We start from the raw sequence: 15,908 nt of genomic DNA on the forward strand, positions 1-15,908 counted from the left end.
CGCCGTCAAAATCCAAGCCCCCGCCGATCGCCGCGCGTGCCCCGATCGTCCCACCCGAACCGTCCAACACCCGCATCCCCGATCATCGCGCCCCGAACACCGCGCCCCGAACACCGCACCGCGATCAACGCACGACAGACATCACTCGATTCCCATTAATCTCAGCCGGCCAACCAGGCGAGCCAAATTCCGGCATCATCGTGTCAAGAATGGTTTCAATCCTTGCCTTGATGTAAGGAATATCGACGGCCCAAGTCCTCGATCGCCGCTTCAACATCTCGACCTCCATGCCCGTTCCATCCAGATCGGGCACCGGATCAGGCTCGAATTGATCGGCCCAGTAATGCAACCCGCGCGCCTGAGCGATGCGATTGGCGAGTGTCGGCATAAAATGGCCTGGAAACAACTCGTACAAGGTCGCCCCCGGTCGGCAGAACGCAACATTCAACAAACCCGCACCGTGCGCACCCACAACCAGCGATGCTGAACTGAATGCTTCAACCTGTTCCCTGAACGACATCGTACCGCAGATTACCGGGATGATCCCGAACTGGGCGAGCATCTCGATCAACTCTGACTCATTACGCATCGTGCGTGCAGCCGAGTCCTCACGCCAGTAATAAATCATTGTTTTCGGCGTATCGGTCACAAATCCTGATTGTCGCCACCGAGGGTCTGTGATTGCGTTATACATTGACTGGGACGCCGTATCGACGTCTGCAAGCCAATCAGTAAGCAGCGACGAAATCGTGATGTCATCGCAAAATATTGCCTCATTGTCCTCAACGAATTTATGGTCCGGTAATTCCCGCAGGAGACGGTGCAGGCTCGACCGCTGCGACGCGAACGGCATTTTTGGCAGCAGCAGAACCGACGAAGCGAATTCCGGATCGGCCATTAAATGAAACAGCGCCGGCAGGACCTGTGCGATCCAATGCCCATAGTTGGCCTCGGCCCAACGGTGGAATATTGAAAAAACCCGCCGCCCCCTGATTTCGAACGAGGGTGAGCGCGCCCGCTCCCGCGCCGCCCGCTCTTCGTTCGCATAAAGCAATCCAGCGGTCTGGGGCAGCAGACGACCCTGATTGAACAGACAACCGCTGATCGAATCGAGCACCGCACCGCGCACCCGTGTGTGTTTGATGGCCTGTGTCGCGGTCCTCGCCGCGAAATGCGCGCGCGTCGTGCTGCAAGTCATTGTCTCGCCCAGATGGATCGATCCCGCGGGCGTAAAAGCACCACCCGGCATCACGATCTGCTCGTCCCACCACCCCGCCTCGCGCGTCATCGATCAACCCTCATCAAATCCTCTCAGTCGGAATGGTTCAAGACTATACCTCGGTCTCGCATTGCGCTGACTTGCTCATTGATATCGTGAATTGATTAACGGTCGATGAACATCAATCATCATCCCGCACCAATCCGCCAAACATCACCACGAGTCACATAAAATACCGACACGTTTAAAAAACCGCTTTCTCAGCCATACAAGCAAACAATTTCCTCCCCACACCGCGCACACCTTCGCATGCCCACCTCGGAACGATACCGTAACAAACAAGGCTTCCAGCCACGCCCCCCTTGCGCTACGCCATCCAAAACCGCGCAAGGAACCGCACCCATTCCCACCACCCTCATCCTCGGCGGCGCCCGCTCCGGCAAAAGCCGCCACGCCGAAACCCTGCTCGCCGCCCACCAACCCCCCTGGCACTACCTCGCCACCGCCCAGGCGTTCGATGCCGAAATGCGCGAGCGTATCGCCCTCCACCAGGCCCGCCGCGACCACAACTGGCACACCACCGAAGCCCCGCTCGACCTGATCACCCCGCTCGAAGCCGCCGGCCCTACCCCGGTCCTGATCGATTGCCTCACAATCTGGCTCACCAACCTCCTCCTGGCCGAGGCCGATCTCACCGCCGAATCCGCCCGCCTCGCCGCCGCTTTATCCACCCGCACCGCCCCCACCATCCTGGTCGCCAGCGAAGTCGGCCTCGGCATCGTGCCCGAAAACGCCCTCGCCCGCCGCTTCCGCGATGCCGCCGGCCTGCTCCATCAACGCATCGCCGCCGGCGCCGACCACGTCATATTCATGGTCGCCGGCCTGCCCCTGACCGTGAAATGAGACGCCAATGAGCGAAGACGAAACCCGCCACCGCGCCAAAATGGCAAAACGCAAAGCCCTCCAGGATGCCGAGGTCGCAGCCAAAACCATCGAAAAAGGCCTGCTGATCGTCAACACCGGCCCCGGCAAGGGCAAATCCACCGCCGCCTTCGGCCTCGCGCTCCGCATGATCGGCTACGGACGAAAGGTCGCCATCGTCCAATTCATCAAGGGCGCCTGGGCCACCGGCGAGCGCACCGCCCTCGCCCGGTTCGACGATCTGGTGACGTTCCACACCATGGGCGAGGGCTTCACCTGGGAAACCCAGGACAAATCGCGCGACATCGCCGCCAGCCAGCGCGCCTGGGCCACCGCCGCAACCCTCCTGGCCGACCCCGAAATCGCCCTGGTCATTCTCGATGAACTCAACATCGCACTCCGCTACGACTATCTCCCGCTCGACCCCATCCTGGCCGCCATCGCCGCCCGCCCGCACCCGATGCACGTCGTCATCACCGGCCGCAACGCCAAACCGGCCCTGATCGCAGCCGCCGATCTGGTCACCGAAATGTCCGCCACCAAACATCATTTCGCCGCCGGGGTGAAAGCCCAGCAGGGCATCGAGTTCTGATGGCGCGCGCCCTGATGTTCCAAGGCACCGGCTCCAGCGTCGGCAAATCCACCATCGTCGCCGGCCTCGCCCGTGCGCTGACCAATCGCGGCCTGCGCGTCCTGCCGTTCAAACCCCAGAACATGTCGAACAACGCGGCCGTCACCCCGGAGGGCGGTGAAATCGGCCGCGCCCAGGCGCTCCAGGCCCGCGCCTGCCGCGTTCCCCCCAGCGTCCACATGAACCCGATCCTGCTGAAACCCCAAAGCGAAACCGGCAGCCAGATCATCGTGCAAGGCCGCATCTTCGGCACCGCCAAGGCGCGCGACTACCAGGCGCTGAAACCGCAATTGATGCCCCACGTGCTCGAAAGCTTCGCCCATCTGCAATCAAGCGCGGATCTCATCCTGATCGAAGGCGCCGGCAGTGCGTCGGAAATCAACCTCCGCGCCAACGACATCGCCAACATGGGCTTCGCCCGCGCGACCGACAGCCCGGTCATCCTGATCGGTGATATCGATCGCGGCGGCGTCATCGCGAGCCTGGTCGGCACCAGAACCGTGCTCGATCCGGCGGACGCCGCGCTGATCGCCGGCTTCATCGTCAACAAAATGCGCGGCGACCCCACCCTGTTCGCCGACGGCATGGCCGCGATCGCCCGCCACACGCCCTGGCGCCCGCTCGGCCTCGTCCCGCATTTCGAAAGGGTCAAAAACCTCCCCGCCGAGGACGCGGCAGACCTCGCCGCCAACGCACCCCACCGCACCGGCGCCACCCTGGTCATCGCCGTGCCGATGCTGCCCTGCATCGCCAATTTCGACGATCTCGATCCGCTGCACGGCGAACCCGATGTCGATCTGCGCTTCATTCCGCGCGGCACGCCGCTGCCGCGCGAGGCCGATCTGATCATCCTGCCCGGCTCCAAAGCCACCATCGCCGATCTCGCAACCCTGCGCGCCGAGGGCTGGGACATCGACATCCGCGCCCACCACCGCCACGGCGGCGCGCTGCTCGGCCTGTGCGGCGGCTATCAGATGCTCGGCCGCAGCATCGCCGACCCCCACGGCATCGAGGGTCCGCCCGGCAGCGCCCCCGGCCTCGGCCTGCTCGATATCGAAACCATCCTCGCCGGCGACAAACGCCTCACCGCGGCCACCGGCCGCCTCGTCCCCGAATCCGCCGGTTTCAGCGGTTTCGAAATGCACATCGGCCAAACCACCGGCCCTGCCACCGCGCGCCCGCTGCTCCACCTCGCCGATGGCCGGCCGGATGGCGCGCAATCACCCGATGGCCGGATCGCCGGCACGTATATCCACGGCATATTCACCGCCGATCCCGCCCGCGCTGGCCTGCTCCGCCGCTACGGCGCCACCCCCGCGCGGCGCAATTTCGAAGCCGAGATCGACACGACGCTCGACGCCCTGGCCGCCCATCTCGAAACCCATATCGATATCGACGCCTTGCTCACGCTGGCCCGATGATCACCGCCAGCAGCCACACGACCCCGATCTGCAACCACGCCGCAACCCGCACCAGCCGCAACGCGCGCTCGATATCCGCAACCCCCGCCGCCGCCCGCCCCGCGCCCATCCAGGCATCATCGACGCGGACGGCCCCATAAACCCGCGGCCCCGCCAGCCGCAGCCCGAGCGCCCCGGCCATCGCCGCTTCCGGCCAGCCCGCGTTCGGCGAGCGATGCTGGCCCGCATCCCGCCGCACCGAAACCATCGCCCCGCGCGCGCTCGCCCCCGGCACAACCGCCGCCGCCAGCACGAGCCACAGCGCCGCCAGCCGCGACGCCGGCAGGTTGATCACATCGTCGAACCGCGCCGCAGCCCAGCCGAACGCGCCATGCCGCGCCGTCAAATGCCCGATCATGCTGTCCGCCGTGTTGACCACCTTATAGAGTGCGATCCCCGGCAACCCGAGCACCGCGCACCACAGCGCCGGCGCCACCACGCCATCGGAAAAATTCTCCGCCAGACTCTCGATCGCCGCCCGCGCCACCCCCGCCGCATCGAGGCTCGCAGGATCGCGCCCGACGATATGCGACACCGCGACCCGCCCTTCCGCCAGCCCGGCGCGCAACCCCACTGCCACCGCCCGCACATGGGTGATCAGACTAACCGATGCCAGCAACGCGCTCGCCAGCACCCCAATCACCACAATCGCCACCGCACGCGGCACCAGCGCGCACACCGACGCCTCGATCAGCCAGCACGGCACCCACGCCGCCAGAGCCAGCACGACCAGCGCCGCCACCCCCAGCCAGCGCCGCCGCCGATCGCCACCCCGGTTCAGCCCCGCATCGAGCCGCGCGATCAGCGCCCCCGCCCACATCACGGGATGGCGGATCAACCGAAATATCGTATCGGGATAGCCGATGATGGCCTCGATCGTGAGCGCCAGGGCAGCGATCGGAACCGTGAGCATCAAATCCATGGCATGCAGACCAGCAGTTTCATCGGCGCCGTCGATATCATGAGCACGCAAACGGCAACAGAACGCCCCATCCTGCACGGCGGCCGGCGCGAAGCGATGCGCGAGGCCTACCCCGCCGCGCCGCAACCCTGGATCGACCTGTCCACCGGCATCAACCCGATCCCCTACCCGATCCCAACCCTGCCGGCCGAATGCTTCACCCGCCTGCCCGACCCCGAGGCCGCCACGCGCCTCGAATCCATCGCCGCCGCCGCCTACCACGTGTCCGACGCCGCGATGGTCGCCGCGGCACCGGGCACGCAAATCCTGATCGAACTGCTCGCCCGCCTGCTGCCCCAGCAGCGCATCGCCATCCTCGGCCCGACCTACGCCGAACATCAGGCAGCCTGGGCGCGCGGCGGCGGCAGCGTCGATCTGATCCCCGATCTCGACGATCTGCCCGCAGCGTCATCGCTGGTTCTCTGCAACCCGAACAACCCGGATGGCCGGATCATCCCGCCCGCCCGGCTCCGCGCCCTGGCCGATCATCTCGCCGCCCGCGGCGGCCTGCTGGTGATCGACGAAGCCTTCGCCGATCTCGCGGACCGCGCCACCAGCATGGCGGCAACCCTGCCGCACCCCGCCATCGTCATCCTGCGCTCGTTCGGCAAAACCTACGGGCTGGCCGGCGTCAGGCTCGGCTTCGCCCTGGCCGATGCCCCGCGCGCCGCCGCCATCCGCACCGCCCTCGGCCCCTGGGCGGTCTCCGGCCCGGCGATCGCGATCGGCACGATCGCCCTCGCCGATCCCGCCTGGCTGGCCGCAACCCAGCATCGCCTGACCCACGCGGCCGCCACGCTCGACCGGCTTCTGACCGATGCCGGCATGACCATCATCGGCGGCACGCCGCTCTACCGCCTCGCCGCCACCGCGACCGCGCCCGATTGGCACGATCGCCTCGCCCGCGCCGGCATCATGACGCGCCGGTTCGACGACCATCCCTCCTGGTTGCGATTCGGGCTTCCCGCCGACCACACCGCCTGGGCGCGCCTCGCCGCCGCCTTGTCGGGCAATCGCCCGCCCCTGGCCAACCACCCCGATCAATGAAAAAACACCATCCGAACGGAGACCGCCATGACCTATGAAATGATCATCACCGAAACCCACGGAAGCGTCGCGCAAATCACCCTCAACCGCCCCCGCGCCCTCAACGCGCTCTGCGACCAGTTGATGACCGAACTCGCCGCCGCCCTGCGCGCCGCCGATGCCGATCCCGCGATCGGTGCCATCATCCTCACCGGCTCGCCCCGCGCCTTCGCCGCCGGCGCCGATATCAAGGAAATGCAGGACAAGACCTACCCCGATACCGCGCTCGATGATTTCATCGGCAGGAACTGGGAAGTCGTCACCACCATCCGCAAACCCGTCATCGCCGCGGTCGCCGGCTACGCGCTCGGCGGCGGCTGCGAACTCGCCATGATGTGCGACATGATCATCGCGGCCGACACCGCCCAGTTCGGCCAGCCCGAAATCAACCTCGGCGTCATCCCCGGCGCCGGCGGCACCCAGCGCCTCACCCGCGCGATCGGCAAATCCAAGGCGATGGACATGATCCTGACCGGCCGCATGATGGACGCAACCGAAGCCGAGCGCGCCGGCCTGGTCAGCCGCATCATCCCCGCCGCCGATCTGCTCACCGAAGCGCACAAGATCGCAGGCACCATCGCCGCACTCTCGCCGGTCGCGGTGACGATCGCCAAGCGCAGCGTCAACCGCGCGTTCGAAACCACCCTCGCCGAAGGCATCGCCTACGAGCGCGCCACCTTCCTCGCCCTGTTCGGCACGCCCCACCAGCGCGAAGGCATGACCGCCTTCATCGAAAAGCGCAAACCCGACTTCGCATGACCAACCATGCCTGAACAATCATGAATGAAACGGCTGGGGAGGGAGGATTCGAACCTCCGCATGGTGGAATCAAAATCCACTGCCTTACCGCTTGGCTACACCCCAATCCGTGCCACCCTGATATGGGTTTGCGTCCGGCTCGGCAAGACCCGCACGGCAGATGTTGCATCCGCGCCATATTCAACCCCGCGGTTTCCCGCTAAATCCGACCCGAATTTGGGAGCACCAACATGGATTTGATCGCCGCACGCCTCAACCGCATCAGCCCGAGCCAGACCATCGCCATCTCGACCAAGGCGCGCCAGCTCAAGGCCGCGGGCCGCGACATCATCAGCCTCTCCGCCGGCGAACCCGATTTCGACACACCCGCCCACATCAAACAAGCCGCGATCGCCGCGATCGAGCGTGGCGATACCAAATACACCGATGTCGCCGGCACCCTCGCCCTGCGCCAGGCCGTCGCCGCCAAATTCAAACGCGACTCCAACATCGACTACAAACCCGAGGAAATCATCGTCTCAACCGGCGGCAAGCAGGTGATTTTCAACGCCATGCTCGCCACCATCCAGGCCGGCGACGAAGCCATCATCCCCACCCCCTGCTGGGTGTCCTACCCCGATATCGTCCAACTCGCCGAAGGCAAACCCGTCTTCGTCCCCTGCAGCCAGAACCACGGCTTCAAACTCCGCGCCGAAGACCTCGAAGCCGCGATCACCCCGAACACCAAATGGCTGATCCTCAACTCCCCCTCCAACCCCACCGGCGCCGCCTACTCCGCCGAAGACCTCCGCCCGATCTGCGACGTTCTGCTCCGCCACCCGAACGTCTGGATCTTCACCGACGACATCTACGAAAAACTCACCTACGACGGCTTCAAAGGTGCCACCATCGTCGAGGTCGAACCCGCCCTGCGCGACCGCACCGTCACCATGAACGGCTGCTCCAAAGCCTATGCCATGACCGGCTGGCGCATCGGCTTCGCCGGCGCGCCCCTCAAACTGATCAAAGCGATGGACAAACTCCAAAGCCAGTCCACCTCCAACACCTCCTCGGTCAGCCAGGCCGCCGCCGTCGCCGCCCTCAACGGCCCGGAAGACGACATCGAAATCATGCGCAACACCTACCGCGACCGCCGCGACCTCGTCGTCGCCATGCTGAACGACGCCCCAGGCCTCACCTGCAGCACCCCCGAAGGCGCCTTCTACGTCTTCCCCTCGATCCACGGCTGCATCGGCAAAACCACCGCCGCCGGCACCAAAATCACCGACGACGAAACCTTCGTCACCGCCTTGCTCGACGAACAAGGTGTGGCAACCGTCCACGGCAGCGCCTTCGTCTACCCCGGCTACTTCCGCGTCAGCTACGCCACCTCCACCGAAGCCCTGCGCGAGGCATGCACGCGGATTCAGAAGTTCTGTTCGGATATGAAGTAAGCAACTCGTAGGATGGGCAGAGCTCTTGCGAAGCCCATCACTTTTCAGTCACCAATAAAACAAGTTAAGCAAGGCGTTCTTTTTTATAAAAAAGAACCAAAAAATTTTTTGACTTTGGGTCACGGGCGTTGGTGAGGGTCAGTCTTTCCGAAATGGTTTAGGGAGGTTCGGACTAAAATTTAAATTCATTGATAACGGCGTTCGCCTTGAAGGCTGCGATCACATGGCTCACAAATTAACCTGGTATTCTCATCCGTATACCCACCGATAGTTGTGAACCTATCTAATACGTTATAAGAGTCCGGCAGTTTCTTTTTGCATATATCGCAACACCCGTTTTGCTGCTTTCGCTTTAATGCTTTCAGCTTTCGTCTTTCATTTGGACCACTCCGTTCATCATAAACAAGCATTTTGGCGATCTTCCGGCGATACGCGAATAAAAGCTCTGGATCGCCACCCGCGAGGTCAGAAATTTTTTTGCGGACTTCGTTTAACAACTCGTTTGGTTTGGTAAGCTGTTCAGCGTCGAGAATCGGGTTCACCATTAGCCACGTTCCTTTATGGGTTTCTCTGATCCTGTCTCATGCGGGAAATCGGCGCCAACCAGACCGCTGCTATGTGCTGGCCCATGAGCCTTGCCGCGCCATTGGCATCCCCGCGCTTCGGGCTGCTCTCGCACGATAAACACAATCCGGTTCGAACGCTTCGCTGACTCGTCCGTAATCGGCTCGAATCCCAGAATAACGCCGCCAAGCTCGGAAGGAGACGATTTCGTCGGGTGCAGGTAAATCCATCCCCCAACGAGCAATTCAGCATTTTTTTCGGATATGTACCACTTCCCCGAGCGGAACTCACCAGCGGCATCGTCGAAAGTTAAGTTCTTTAAATTTCCCTGATTGTCCCGCCCGCACAGCAAATGAACCGCCAGCATTTCGCCCTCCTCCCGTCAATGGATCAATCCCATAGCCCCACGACCACCCCCGATTAAAAAAGTTTTTTGCTTCTTTTTTACCAAAAAAGAAGTCTTCCCTTACCTCGCCTTCCCCTCGCCTTCCCCACTCACGCCCCCCTTGCCTTCCTCCCCCACTCTCCCTACAAGAACAAACAACGAACAAACCCCATCGACTCGGTGCAAGCCAATTTTCTGATAAAACTTCATCTAGTAGCGATTGCGCGATGCCCTCCCAATATGTTGTTATACCCTCTGCCGAACCGATTGGAGTCTCCGCCGCAATGAACGTCATGACCCGTGCCGACCAAGCCCTGCTTGAGCCCACCTTGCTGGAAACCGACGTCCAGCTTCAGGGCCGCCACCAGATCAAGGTCGACCGCTCCCGCGACGCGCTCCTGACCGATTTCGGCCGCGCCACCCTCGATGATCGCTATCTGATGCCCGGCGAATCCTACCAGGATCTGTTCGCCCGCGTCGCCTCGTTCTACGGCGACGATCAGGCCCACGCCCAGCGCCTCTACGACTACATCAGCAAGCTCTGGTTCATGCCCGCCACCCCGGTCCTCTCCAACGGCGGCACCGCGCGCGGCCTGCCCATCTCCTGCTTCCTCAACGAAGCCTCGGACTCCCTCGAAGGCATCGTCGATCTCTGGAACGAAAACGTCTGGCTCGCCTCCAAGGGTGGCGGCATCGGCTCCTATTGGGGCAATCTCCGCTCAATCGGTGAAAAAGTCGGCCAGAACGGCAAAACCTCCGGCGTCGTCCCCTTCATCCGCGTGATGGACAGCCTCACCCTCGCCATCAGCCAGGGCTCGCTGCGCCGTGGTTCAGCGGCGGTCTATCTGCCGATCAGCCACCCCGAAATCGAGGAATTCATCGAAATCCGCCGCCCCACCGGCGGCGATCCCAACCGCAAGGCCCTCAACCTCCACCACGGCATCCTGATCTCGGATGCGTTCATGCGCGCCGTCGAAGCCGACGAGCCATGGTCCCTCACCTCCCCCAAGGACGGTGCCCACGTCCGCCACGTCTCGGCCCGCGCCCTCTGGGTCCGCATCCTCACCGCCCGCATCGAAACCGGCGAGCCCTACATCATCTTCGCTGATCACGTGAACAACGCCCGCCCCGAACACCACAAACTCGCCGGTCTCGAGGTCAAAACCTCCAACCTCTGCGCCGAAATCACCCTCCCCACCGGGCTCGATCAGCACGGCCAGCAACGCACCGCGGTCTGCTGCCTGTCCTCGATCAACCTCGAAACCTGGCTCGAATGGCACGATAACCCCCAGTTCATCGAGGACGTCATGCGCTTCCTCGACAATGTGCTGCAGGATTTCATCGACCACGCGCCCGATTCCATGGCCCGCGCCAAATACGCCGCCGCCCGCGAACGCTCGGTCGGCCTCGGCGTCATGGGCTTCCACTCCTTCCTCCAGGCCCTGAACATCCCCTTCGAATCCGCCATGGCGAAGGCCTGGAACATCAAAATCTTCAAACACATCCGCGCCGGTGCGGATCACGCTTCGAAGAAGCTGGCAAAAGAACGCGGCCCCTGCCCCGACGCCGCCGACTACGGCGTCATGGAACGCTTCTCGAATAAAATGGCGATCGCCCCCACCGCCTCGATCTCGATCATCGCCGGCAACTCCAGCCCCGGCATCGAACCCATCGCCGCCAACGTCTTCCTGCAAAAAACCCTCTCCGGCAGCTTCTCCGTCCGCAACCGCCACCTCCAGCAACTCCTGGCATCCAAAGGCCGCGACGACGACGCCACCTGGTCCAACATCACCGTCACCAAAGGCTCCGTTCAACATTTGGATTTCTTAACAGACGACGAAAAATCCGTCTTCAAAACCGCCTTCGAACTCGACCAGCGCTGGATCATCGAACACGCCGCCGACCGCACCCCCCACATCTGCCAAAGCCAATCCATCAACGTCTTCCTCCCCGCCGATGTGAACAAGCGCGACCTCCACCAAATCCACTACCAAGCCTGGAAACGCGGCGTTAAGTCATTGTACTACTGCCGCTCCCTCTCGATCCAACGCGCCGACAGCATCAGCGAAAAAGTAGAACACCGCACCCACCTGGAAGCCGCCAACAACACCGCCCACATCCCATTGGCGGCAGCGGCGAGTACGACGAATTATGAGGAGTGCCTTGCCTGCCAGTAAGGTAAAGGAAGGCGAGGGCTCTGCCCTCGACCCGCTGGGGCCTTAGGCCCCAGACCCCTTAGCAAAAAACATTTGGACAATAAATTGATCTGTCACTAAACGGCCAAATTAGGTATTGGTAATGAAACGTTTTTGGTTGGCTGCGTTCATATCGTTGTTCTTAACTGTCAGCACAAAATCCCAGAATACTCCTTATTTTGCGCCTATTATTCATCGTCCTATTGCATCTATAGGTGTTGGAATGGATTCTTGTGGACGGTATGCTGAGGTCTACAAACAGTATGGGGAATCCGGAAAAGATACTTTCCTCGAATGGGCTTTCGGTTATCTTACTGCAAACAATGCAGCTCAAGCGAGAGATAACGAAAATCAGCTTCAAGTAAAAAAAAACACTATTATTCGATCAATTGATCGATATTGTAATGAACATCCTCTTGCGACATTCTCAAACGCTGTTACGTCGACACTTAATTGGTACTTAGCGAATAATTCTGCATCACTTCCTGCTCAAAAATCATATCGTACATCACACCCTTACGGTCCATAATAAAGCAAGCCGTACGATGAGTAAGCGCAGCCGCTATCCATCACGCTCATCCATCCATGCTTTCTGTATCCGAATCCACGACATGAAAAAGATATTGCAGTAGCAGGACAGCTTGCCTGGAACGCTCAATCGTAGTGATATTAAACAGCGCAAGGCAGGGAAACATCAAGTTGGCAGCGAAAAAACGCTACTATTCAGACGACGATCACGTTGGCAAAACGCCGTCTGCCCTTAGGCGTCTCAGCCGAACGCAGCAGCGAGATTACCTTCTTTATTGGTTCCATCGCAATTTTGAGGACCCAGCTGAGAAAACGCCCCATGAGTCCGCCGAGGGAGGCTATCAGTATATTTGGGGAGGCCCCTACGACGCCAGCGAAGAGTTAAGTGGCGAGTTTGGAGACATCGTTTCCGAAGATTTGCTGAGCAAGGTTGTCAAAGAAGTTCAAAGCGACGGGACCACAGATTGGGCGCCTGGCCCGGCTCATCCTGATATGCAGCACCGTCAAGAAGATGCAGAAGGAGATGAGGTTGAGCGAAGCCAGGAGCTACCCCGTCGGTGGCAAACTCAGGGCGTAATTATCGCCCCGCTCACAGTAGGTGAAGCTGTTGGTAAGCCTCTGGGTGAGCCGGCGCATATAACCCCGAGGTTCCCACGCGGGATAAAGGATTCAGACCTCCGGCAGGCGGGCGGCGCAATACAGCGGGAAACCGCCATCTGGTGGTTCATTCTGAACTTAGAGCCATACGATCATTCAAGGGCTGCCGCCCGCTTTGGCGAATCGCGATTTGGTGATCCGTTCAACAGAGCCGCCGTTCAAGCAGAACGCATCCTACATCAGGAGTTCGGGAGCGTTCTGCCGGACGCGATGATCGAAGAGCTTGGCGTCATTTTAGCCGGTGACTGGATGTGGAAAAGCCCCCCAATGCAACTGCCGTTGGCGCCTCCATCGACTGCGGCCGAGGCTATAACAGCCATTGTGCCGGTTCTAGAATCGCTGGCTGCCGCTGTTCACGATCTGGCGCCGCCGGCAGCGCATGGCCGCATCGGCCACAATGGGCCGCCGGACGAGTGCGCGATCACGGAACAGGATCGCGAGGAGGTTCTCGAAAAAATTAAGGAGGCCAAGGAGGCAGCTCAAAGCAATGAAGCAGAAGCAGCATCGAAGCTCGCAACGCTATGGAGGCAGATCAAGGAAAAGCTCGACGGCCTCGGGCAATGGACCTTGGATAGAATTAATGACTTCACATCCGAGGCGTCCAAAGAAGCTGGCAAGACCGTTGGAAAGTGGTTGCCTCATTATTTAGCATTACACGCTACGACCTATATGCTGGTCAAAGCTGCGGATCAAATTATAGCAGTCCTTCACCAGCACTGATACAATGGAAAATCCAGAATAGAACCGAAGATACCAACGCTAACGCTACGAGAGATACGTAACGCAAGCAATACTGTTCCGCCCACGCAACCGGGAAATATGGAACGGCTTCAACAAGAAGCCCGGCGCCGTCAACAGCAACCGATGGAACACGCTCCAATCCCAACCATCGGTGACCGGAAGTTGCAGCAAGGCATTGCATCGTGGCAGACCTCCCTTGGGAGGGCCGGATTGATGAGTTCTAGCTTCGGGAAATTTTTCGCCACGACCAAGCTTGACTGCCGCGCCGGTTTCGACCGCACGATGCGGGGGATGACGATGCCAAACGACATCGACGTCGAAAAACTCTATCTCGCCTTCGAGAGTGGCCATCGCGAGGGAAATCCTCGCCTCACACGACGCCTGATGTCCGACTTCATGGGTGAATTCGATTGGCATTGGCCGTGGATGGAGGAGTGCGGGCAGAACTTCGACCGTCTTAATATGTGGCCAAGCGTTTGGAAATGGCGGCACATCGAAAGGCCTTTGCAATGGGAGCAGATCAACGCGGCGACCAAAATCGAAATGCTCGAAATTAATCTGAGCAAATGCGCCTTCATGGCGCGTGATCTTCGGAAGAGTTATGGTAACGCCGATATCACCAGTTCTTTCCAATTCACCTTGCGCGCTACACCGCCGTGCGCAGTCGAAGCATTTATCGTCGAGCAAAAGCGGGACGCGATCGAGCGGGGCGACTTTTCTGATTTGCCACCCTATTTCCCCGACGACAGATCGTGGATCACCATATTGGACCAGCAGAAAAGCAAGTAGGATGGGCAGAGCCCTTGCGAAGCCCATCGATCACAACACCACAATCGACCCATCTTCCCCCTTCAACCATCACATAAAAATCAATCCGGCGTCACCCATCACCCCCAACATCCGCCACCACCCCATCCCCCGCCCAATCAACCGGATACTGCCCCATCGCCACGGCCCGATGAAACGATGAATACGGCCAATCGGCCACCCCGGCCACACGCCCATGCTTCACCGGGTTGAAATGAATATAATCGACATGCGCCGCATAATCCGCATCGTCACGGATCGTATGCTCCCAGAACCGGCGCTGCCAAATCCCGCACTCGCGCTTGCCGATCCGGCTCACCGATCGATACGCCCCCGCCGGTATCCGCCGCGAAAACGCGATCTTTATCGCGTTCCACCGAAACGAAAAATCGGAATCGCCGTCAGGTAACGTCCACATACAATGCAAATGATCCGGCAACATCACAAACGCGTCGATATGAAACGGCGCCCGTGCTCTGGCACGCCACAGGCTAATCTGCCGCTTTAGAAAAAAATATCCTGGGCACATCTTCAATGCTCATTATTTTTTTACTGAAGACGCTGATTATCTGAAGTTAAATTTTTCGTACTATATCCCTCCCAGATATCGTGATAATCTGTGACCTTAAATCAATTAGCCAAACACCGCCCGGAGGGGGAAAGTGCCCTATATCGCCAAAAATCCAAATGCTTTCCTGCAACGCTCCGTCGGTGACGGACAATGCGTCGCACTGGTTGAAAAGGCGGCGAACATGCCGAGAGATCGGCTATGGAAGCGCGGTATAATTGTAAAGGGTGCCGTTATTGCCCCCGGCACAATCATTGCGACATTTGATGCGGATGGAAAATATGGCAATAATACCAATGGCTCATCGCATGCCGCAATCTACCTGGGGCAAAACGCCGAAGGAATACAGGTAATCGACCAGTGGATGACCATAGTTCATGGTAGGGCAATTCCCCATGTCGCACAACCACGTACAATCCGCTGGAAACAATTTGAAAGCAAAAAGGCGAGCCCGGTCAACATTGGAGATGACTATTATGTTGTGCAATAAAATCTATTTGCCTTTGTTGTTCCTATGCTCTTCATGCACTCCGGCAATTGCTAACAACGTAATACTTTCCTGCCCGGCGACAATCACCAGCCATAAACTATCCGAAATCGACATGTTCAGCGGACCGCCGCGTGAAATGGCAAGCTTGATCCCGGTCGACGGCGGTTGGAACACAACAATGGACAATCCACAGGAATTACCATTTTACATTCAGTGTAGCTATAAAAACACAAAAAAGACGATAGCGATCAAAGTCCCTGCTAATGCAACATCATGCAAATATGGCGATAAAATCGATCAAATTATCTGCGAATAGCAAAGATGGGCAGAGCCCTTGCGAAGCCCATCGATCACAACACCACAATCGACCCATCTGCCCCCTGCAACCATCACATAAAAATCAATCCGGCGTCACCCACCACACCACACCCCCGCCATCATCAACCAAGATGTGGAATGTGTATCCCCCGATAGCCATCACCCGAGCTCTCAACCCCACAACG

At 60.1% G+C, this 15,908-nt stretch carries 17 protein-coding genes and 1 tRNA gene; 12 read left to right on the forward strand and 6 right to left on the reverse strand.

Features of this window, described 5'->3' with window-relative positions; genetic code table 11:
• Positions 1-124: 124 nt before the first annotated feature.
• Positions 125-1,288 carry a glycosyltransferase family 61 protein gene (locus BW994_RS03740; RefSeq protein WP_029310893.1) on the reverse strand — a complete coding sequence of 388 codons (1,164 nt, stop codon included), beginning with the start codon at positions 1,286-1,288 and terminating at the stop codon, positions 125-127.
• 240 nt (positions 1,289-1,528) lie between these two features.
• On the opposite strand from BW994_RS03740, the gene cobU reads away from it, so the two are divergent.
• Genes cobU through BW994_RS03755 form a run of 3 tightly spaced genes read left to right on the forward strand, consistent with a single transcriptional unit; the run spans position 1,529 to position 4,192 of the window.
• Positions 1,529-2,122, forward strand: coding sequence for a bifunctional adenosylcobinamide kinase/adenosylcobinamide-phosphate guanylyltransferase (gene cobU, locus BW994_RS03745; protein WP_081849002.1), 594 nt, complete (start codon positions 1,529-1,531; stop codon positions 2,120-2,122).
• 7 nt (positions 2,123-2,129) lie between these two features.
• Positions 2,130-2,732 (forward strand): cob(I)yrinic acid a,c-diamide adenosyltransferase, encoded by a 603-nt coding sequence (gene cobO, locus BW994_RS03750; RefSeq protein ID WP_029310895.1) that lies wholly within the window; start codon positions 2,130-2,132, stop codon positions 2,730-2,732.
• Entirely contained in the window at positions 2,732-4,192 is a 1,461-nt protein-coding gene (locus BW994_RS03755) for a cobyric acid synthase (protein ID WP_029310896.1), read from the forward strand. Before cobO ends, BW994_RS03755 begins: the two co-directional genes overlap by 1 nt.
• Here BW994_RS03755 and cbiB read toward each other — a convergent pair.
• The gene (gene cbiB, locus BW994_RS03760) at positions 4,176-5,153 is read right to left on the reverse strand and encodes an adenosylcobinamide-phosphate synthase CbiB (protein ID WP_342743242.1); all 978 of its coding nucleotides are present in this window, start codon (positions 5,151-5,153) and stop codon (positions 4,176-4,178) included. The two genes, BW994_RS03755 and cbiB, sit on opposite strands and share 17 nt — an antisense overlap.
• 3 nt (positions 5,154-5,156) lie before the next feature.
• Here cbiB and cobD point away from each other — a divergent pair, with 3 nt between their 5' ends.
• On the forward strand, positions 5,157-6,239 hold the full coding sequence (cobD, locus tag BW994_RS03765; RefSeq protein WP_245594054.1) for a threonine-phosphate decarboxylase CobD: 1,083 nt from the start codon (positions 5,157-5,159) through the stop codon (positions 6,237-6,239).
• Positions 6,240-6,266: 27 nt separating this feature from the next.
• Positions 6,267-7,037, forward strand: a complete 771-nt coding sequence (locus BW994_RS03770) for an enoyl-CoA hydratase (protein WP_029310899.1) — start codon at positions 6,267-6,269, stop codon at positions 7,035-7,037.
• A gap of 33 nt (positions 7,038-7,070) precedes the next feature.
• On the opposite strand, the gene BW994_RS03775 is transcribed toward BW994_RS03770, so the two are convergent.
• Positions 7,071-7,142, reverse strand: a tRNA-Gln gene (locus BW994_RS03775).
• A 125-nt stretch (positions 7,143-7,267) separates the two neighbouring features.
• Between BW994_RS03775 and BW994_RS03780 the strand changes: the two genes are divergently transcribed.
• A complete protein-coding gene (locus tag BW994_RS03780) occupies positions 7,268-8,470 on the forward strand; it encodes a pyridoxal phosphate-dependent aminotransferase (RefSeq protein WP_029310900.1) in 1,203 nt (400 codons plus the stop codon).
• Positions 8,471-8,655: 185 nt separating this feature from the next.
• Here BW994_RS03780 and BW994_RS19055 read toward each other — a convergent pair whose 3' ends face one another.
• The gene (locus BW994_RS19055; RefSeq protein WP_139333966.1) at positions 8,656-9,012 is read right to left on the reverse strand and encodes a hypothetical protein; all 357 of its coding nucleotides are present in this window, start codon (positions 9,010-9,012) and stop codon (positions 8,656-8,658) included.
• 2 nt (positions 9,013-9,014) lie between these two features.
• Positions 9,015-9,401: a hypothetical protein gene (locus BW994_RS19060; protein ID WP_076454369.1), complete on the reverse strand. Its 387-nt coding sequence runs from the start codon at positions 9,399-9,401 to the stop codon at positions 9,015-9,017.
• 302 nt (positions 9,402-9,703) lie between these two features.
• Here BW994_RS19060 and BW994_RS03795 point away from each other — a divergent pair, with 302 nt between their 5' ends.
• The 4 genes from BW994_RS03795 to BW994_RS03805 all read left to right on the forward strand — a co-directional run bounded on the left by BW994_RS03795 (position 9,704) and on the right by BW994_RS03805 (position 14,329).
• Positions 9,704-11,596, forward strand: a complete 1,893-nt coding sequence (locus BW994_RS03795) for a ribonucleoside-diphosphate reductase subunit alpha (RefSeq protein ID WP_029310901.1) — start codon at positions 9,704-9,706, stop codon at positions 11,594-11,596.
• A gap of 121 nt (positions 11,597-11,717) precedes the next feature.
• Positions 11,718-12,143: a hypothetical protein gene (locus BW994_RS19065; RefSeq protein ID WP_139333967.1), complete on the forward strand. Its 426-nt coding sequence runs from the start codon at positions 11,718-11,720 to the stop codon at positions 12,141-12,143.
• A 170-nt stretch (positions 12,144-12,313) separates the two neighbouring features.
• Positions 12,314-13,519, forward strand: a complete 1,206-nt coding sequence (locus tag BW994_RS03800; protein WP_217696430.1) for a hypothetical protein — start codon at positions 12,314-12,316, stop codon at positions 13,517-13,519.
• Positions 13,520-13,618: 99 nt separating this feature from the next.
• The gene (locus tag BW994_RS03805) at positions 13,619-14,329 is read left to right on the forward strand and encodes a hypothetical protein (protein ID WP_139333968.1); all 711 of its coding nucleotides are present in this window, start codon (positions 13,619-13,621) and stop codon (positions 14,327-14,329) included.
• A gap of 91 nt (positions 14,330-14,420) precedes the next feature.
• Here the strand turns inward: BW994_RS03805 and BW994_RS03810 are convergent, their stop codons facing one another.
• Positions 14,421-14,876, reverse strand: a complete 456-nt coding sequence (locus BW994_RS03810) for an REP-associated tyrosine transposase (protein ID WP_408734943.1) — start codon at positions 14,874-14,876, stop codon at positions 14,421-14,423.
• Between the two features lie 133 nt (positions 14,877-15,009).
• On the opposite strand from BW994_RS03810, the gene BW994_RS03815 reads away from it, so the two are divergent.
• The gene (locus tag BW994_RS03815; RefSeq protein ID WP_076454371.1) at positions 15,010-15,405 is read left to right on the forward strand and encodes a BPSL0067 family protein; all 396 of its coding nucleotides are present in this window, start codon (positions 15,010-15,012) and stop codon (positions 15,403-15,405) included.
• Positions 15,392-15,721: an STY0301 family protein gene (locus BW994_RS20515; protein WP_408734944.1), complete on the forward strand. Its 330-nt coding sequence runs from the start codon at positions 15,392-15,394 to the stop codon at positions 15,719-15,721. The genes BW994_RS03815 and BW994_RS20515 overlap by 14 nt, the downstream gene beginning before the upstream one ends.
• The last annotated feature ends 187 nt before the right edge of the window (positions 15,722-15,908 follow it).

Origin of the sequence: Acidiphilium rubrum, from assembly GCF_900156265.1 — a bacterium.
GTDB lineage: Bacteria > Pseudomonadota > Alphaproteobacteria > Acetobacterales > Acetobacteraceae > Acidiphilium > Acidiphilium rubrum.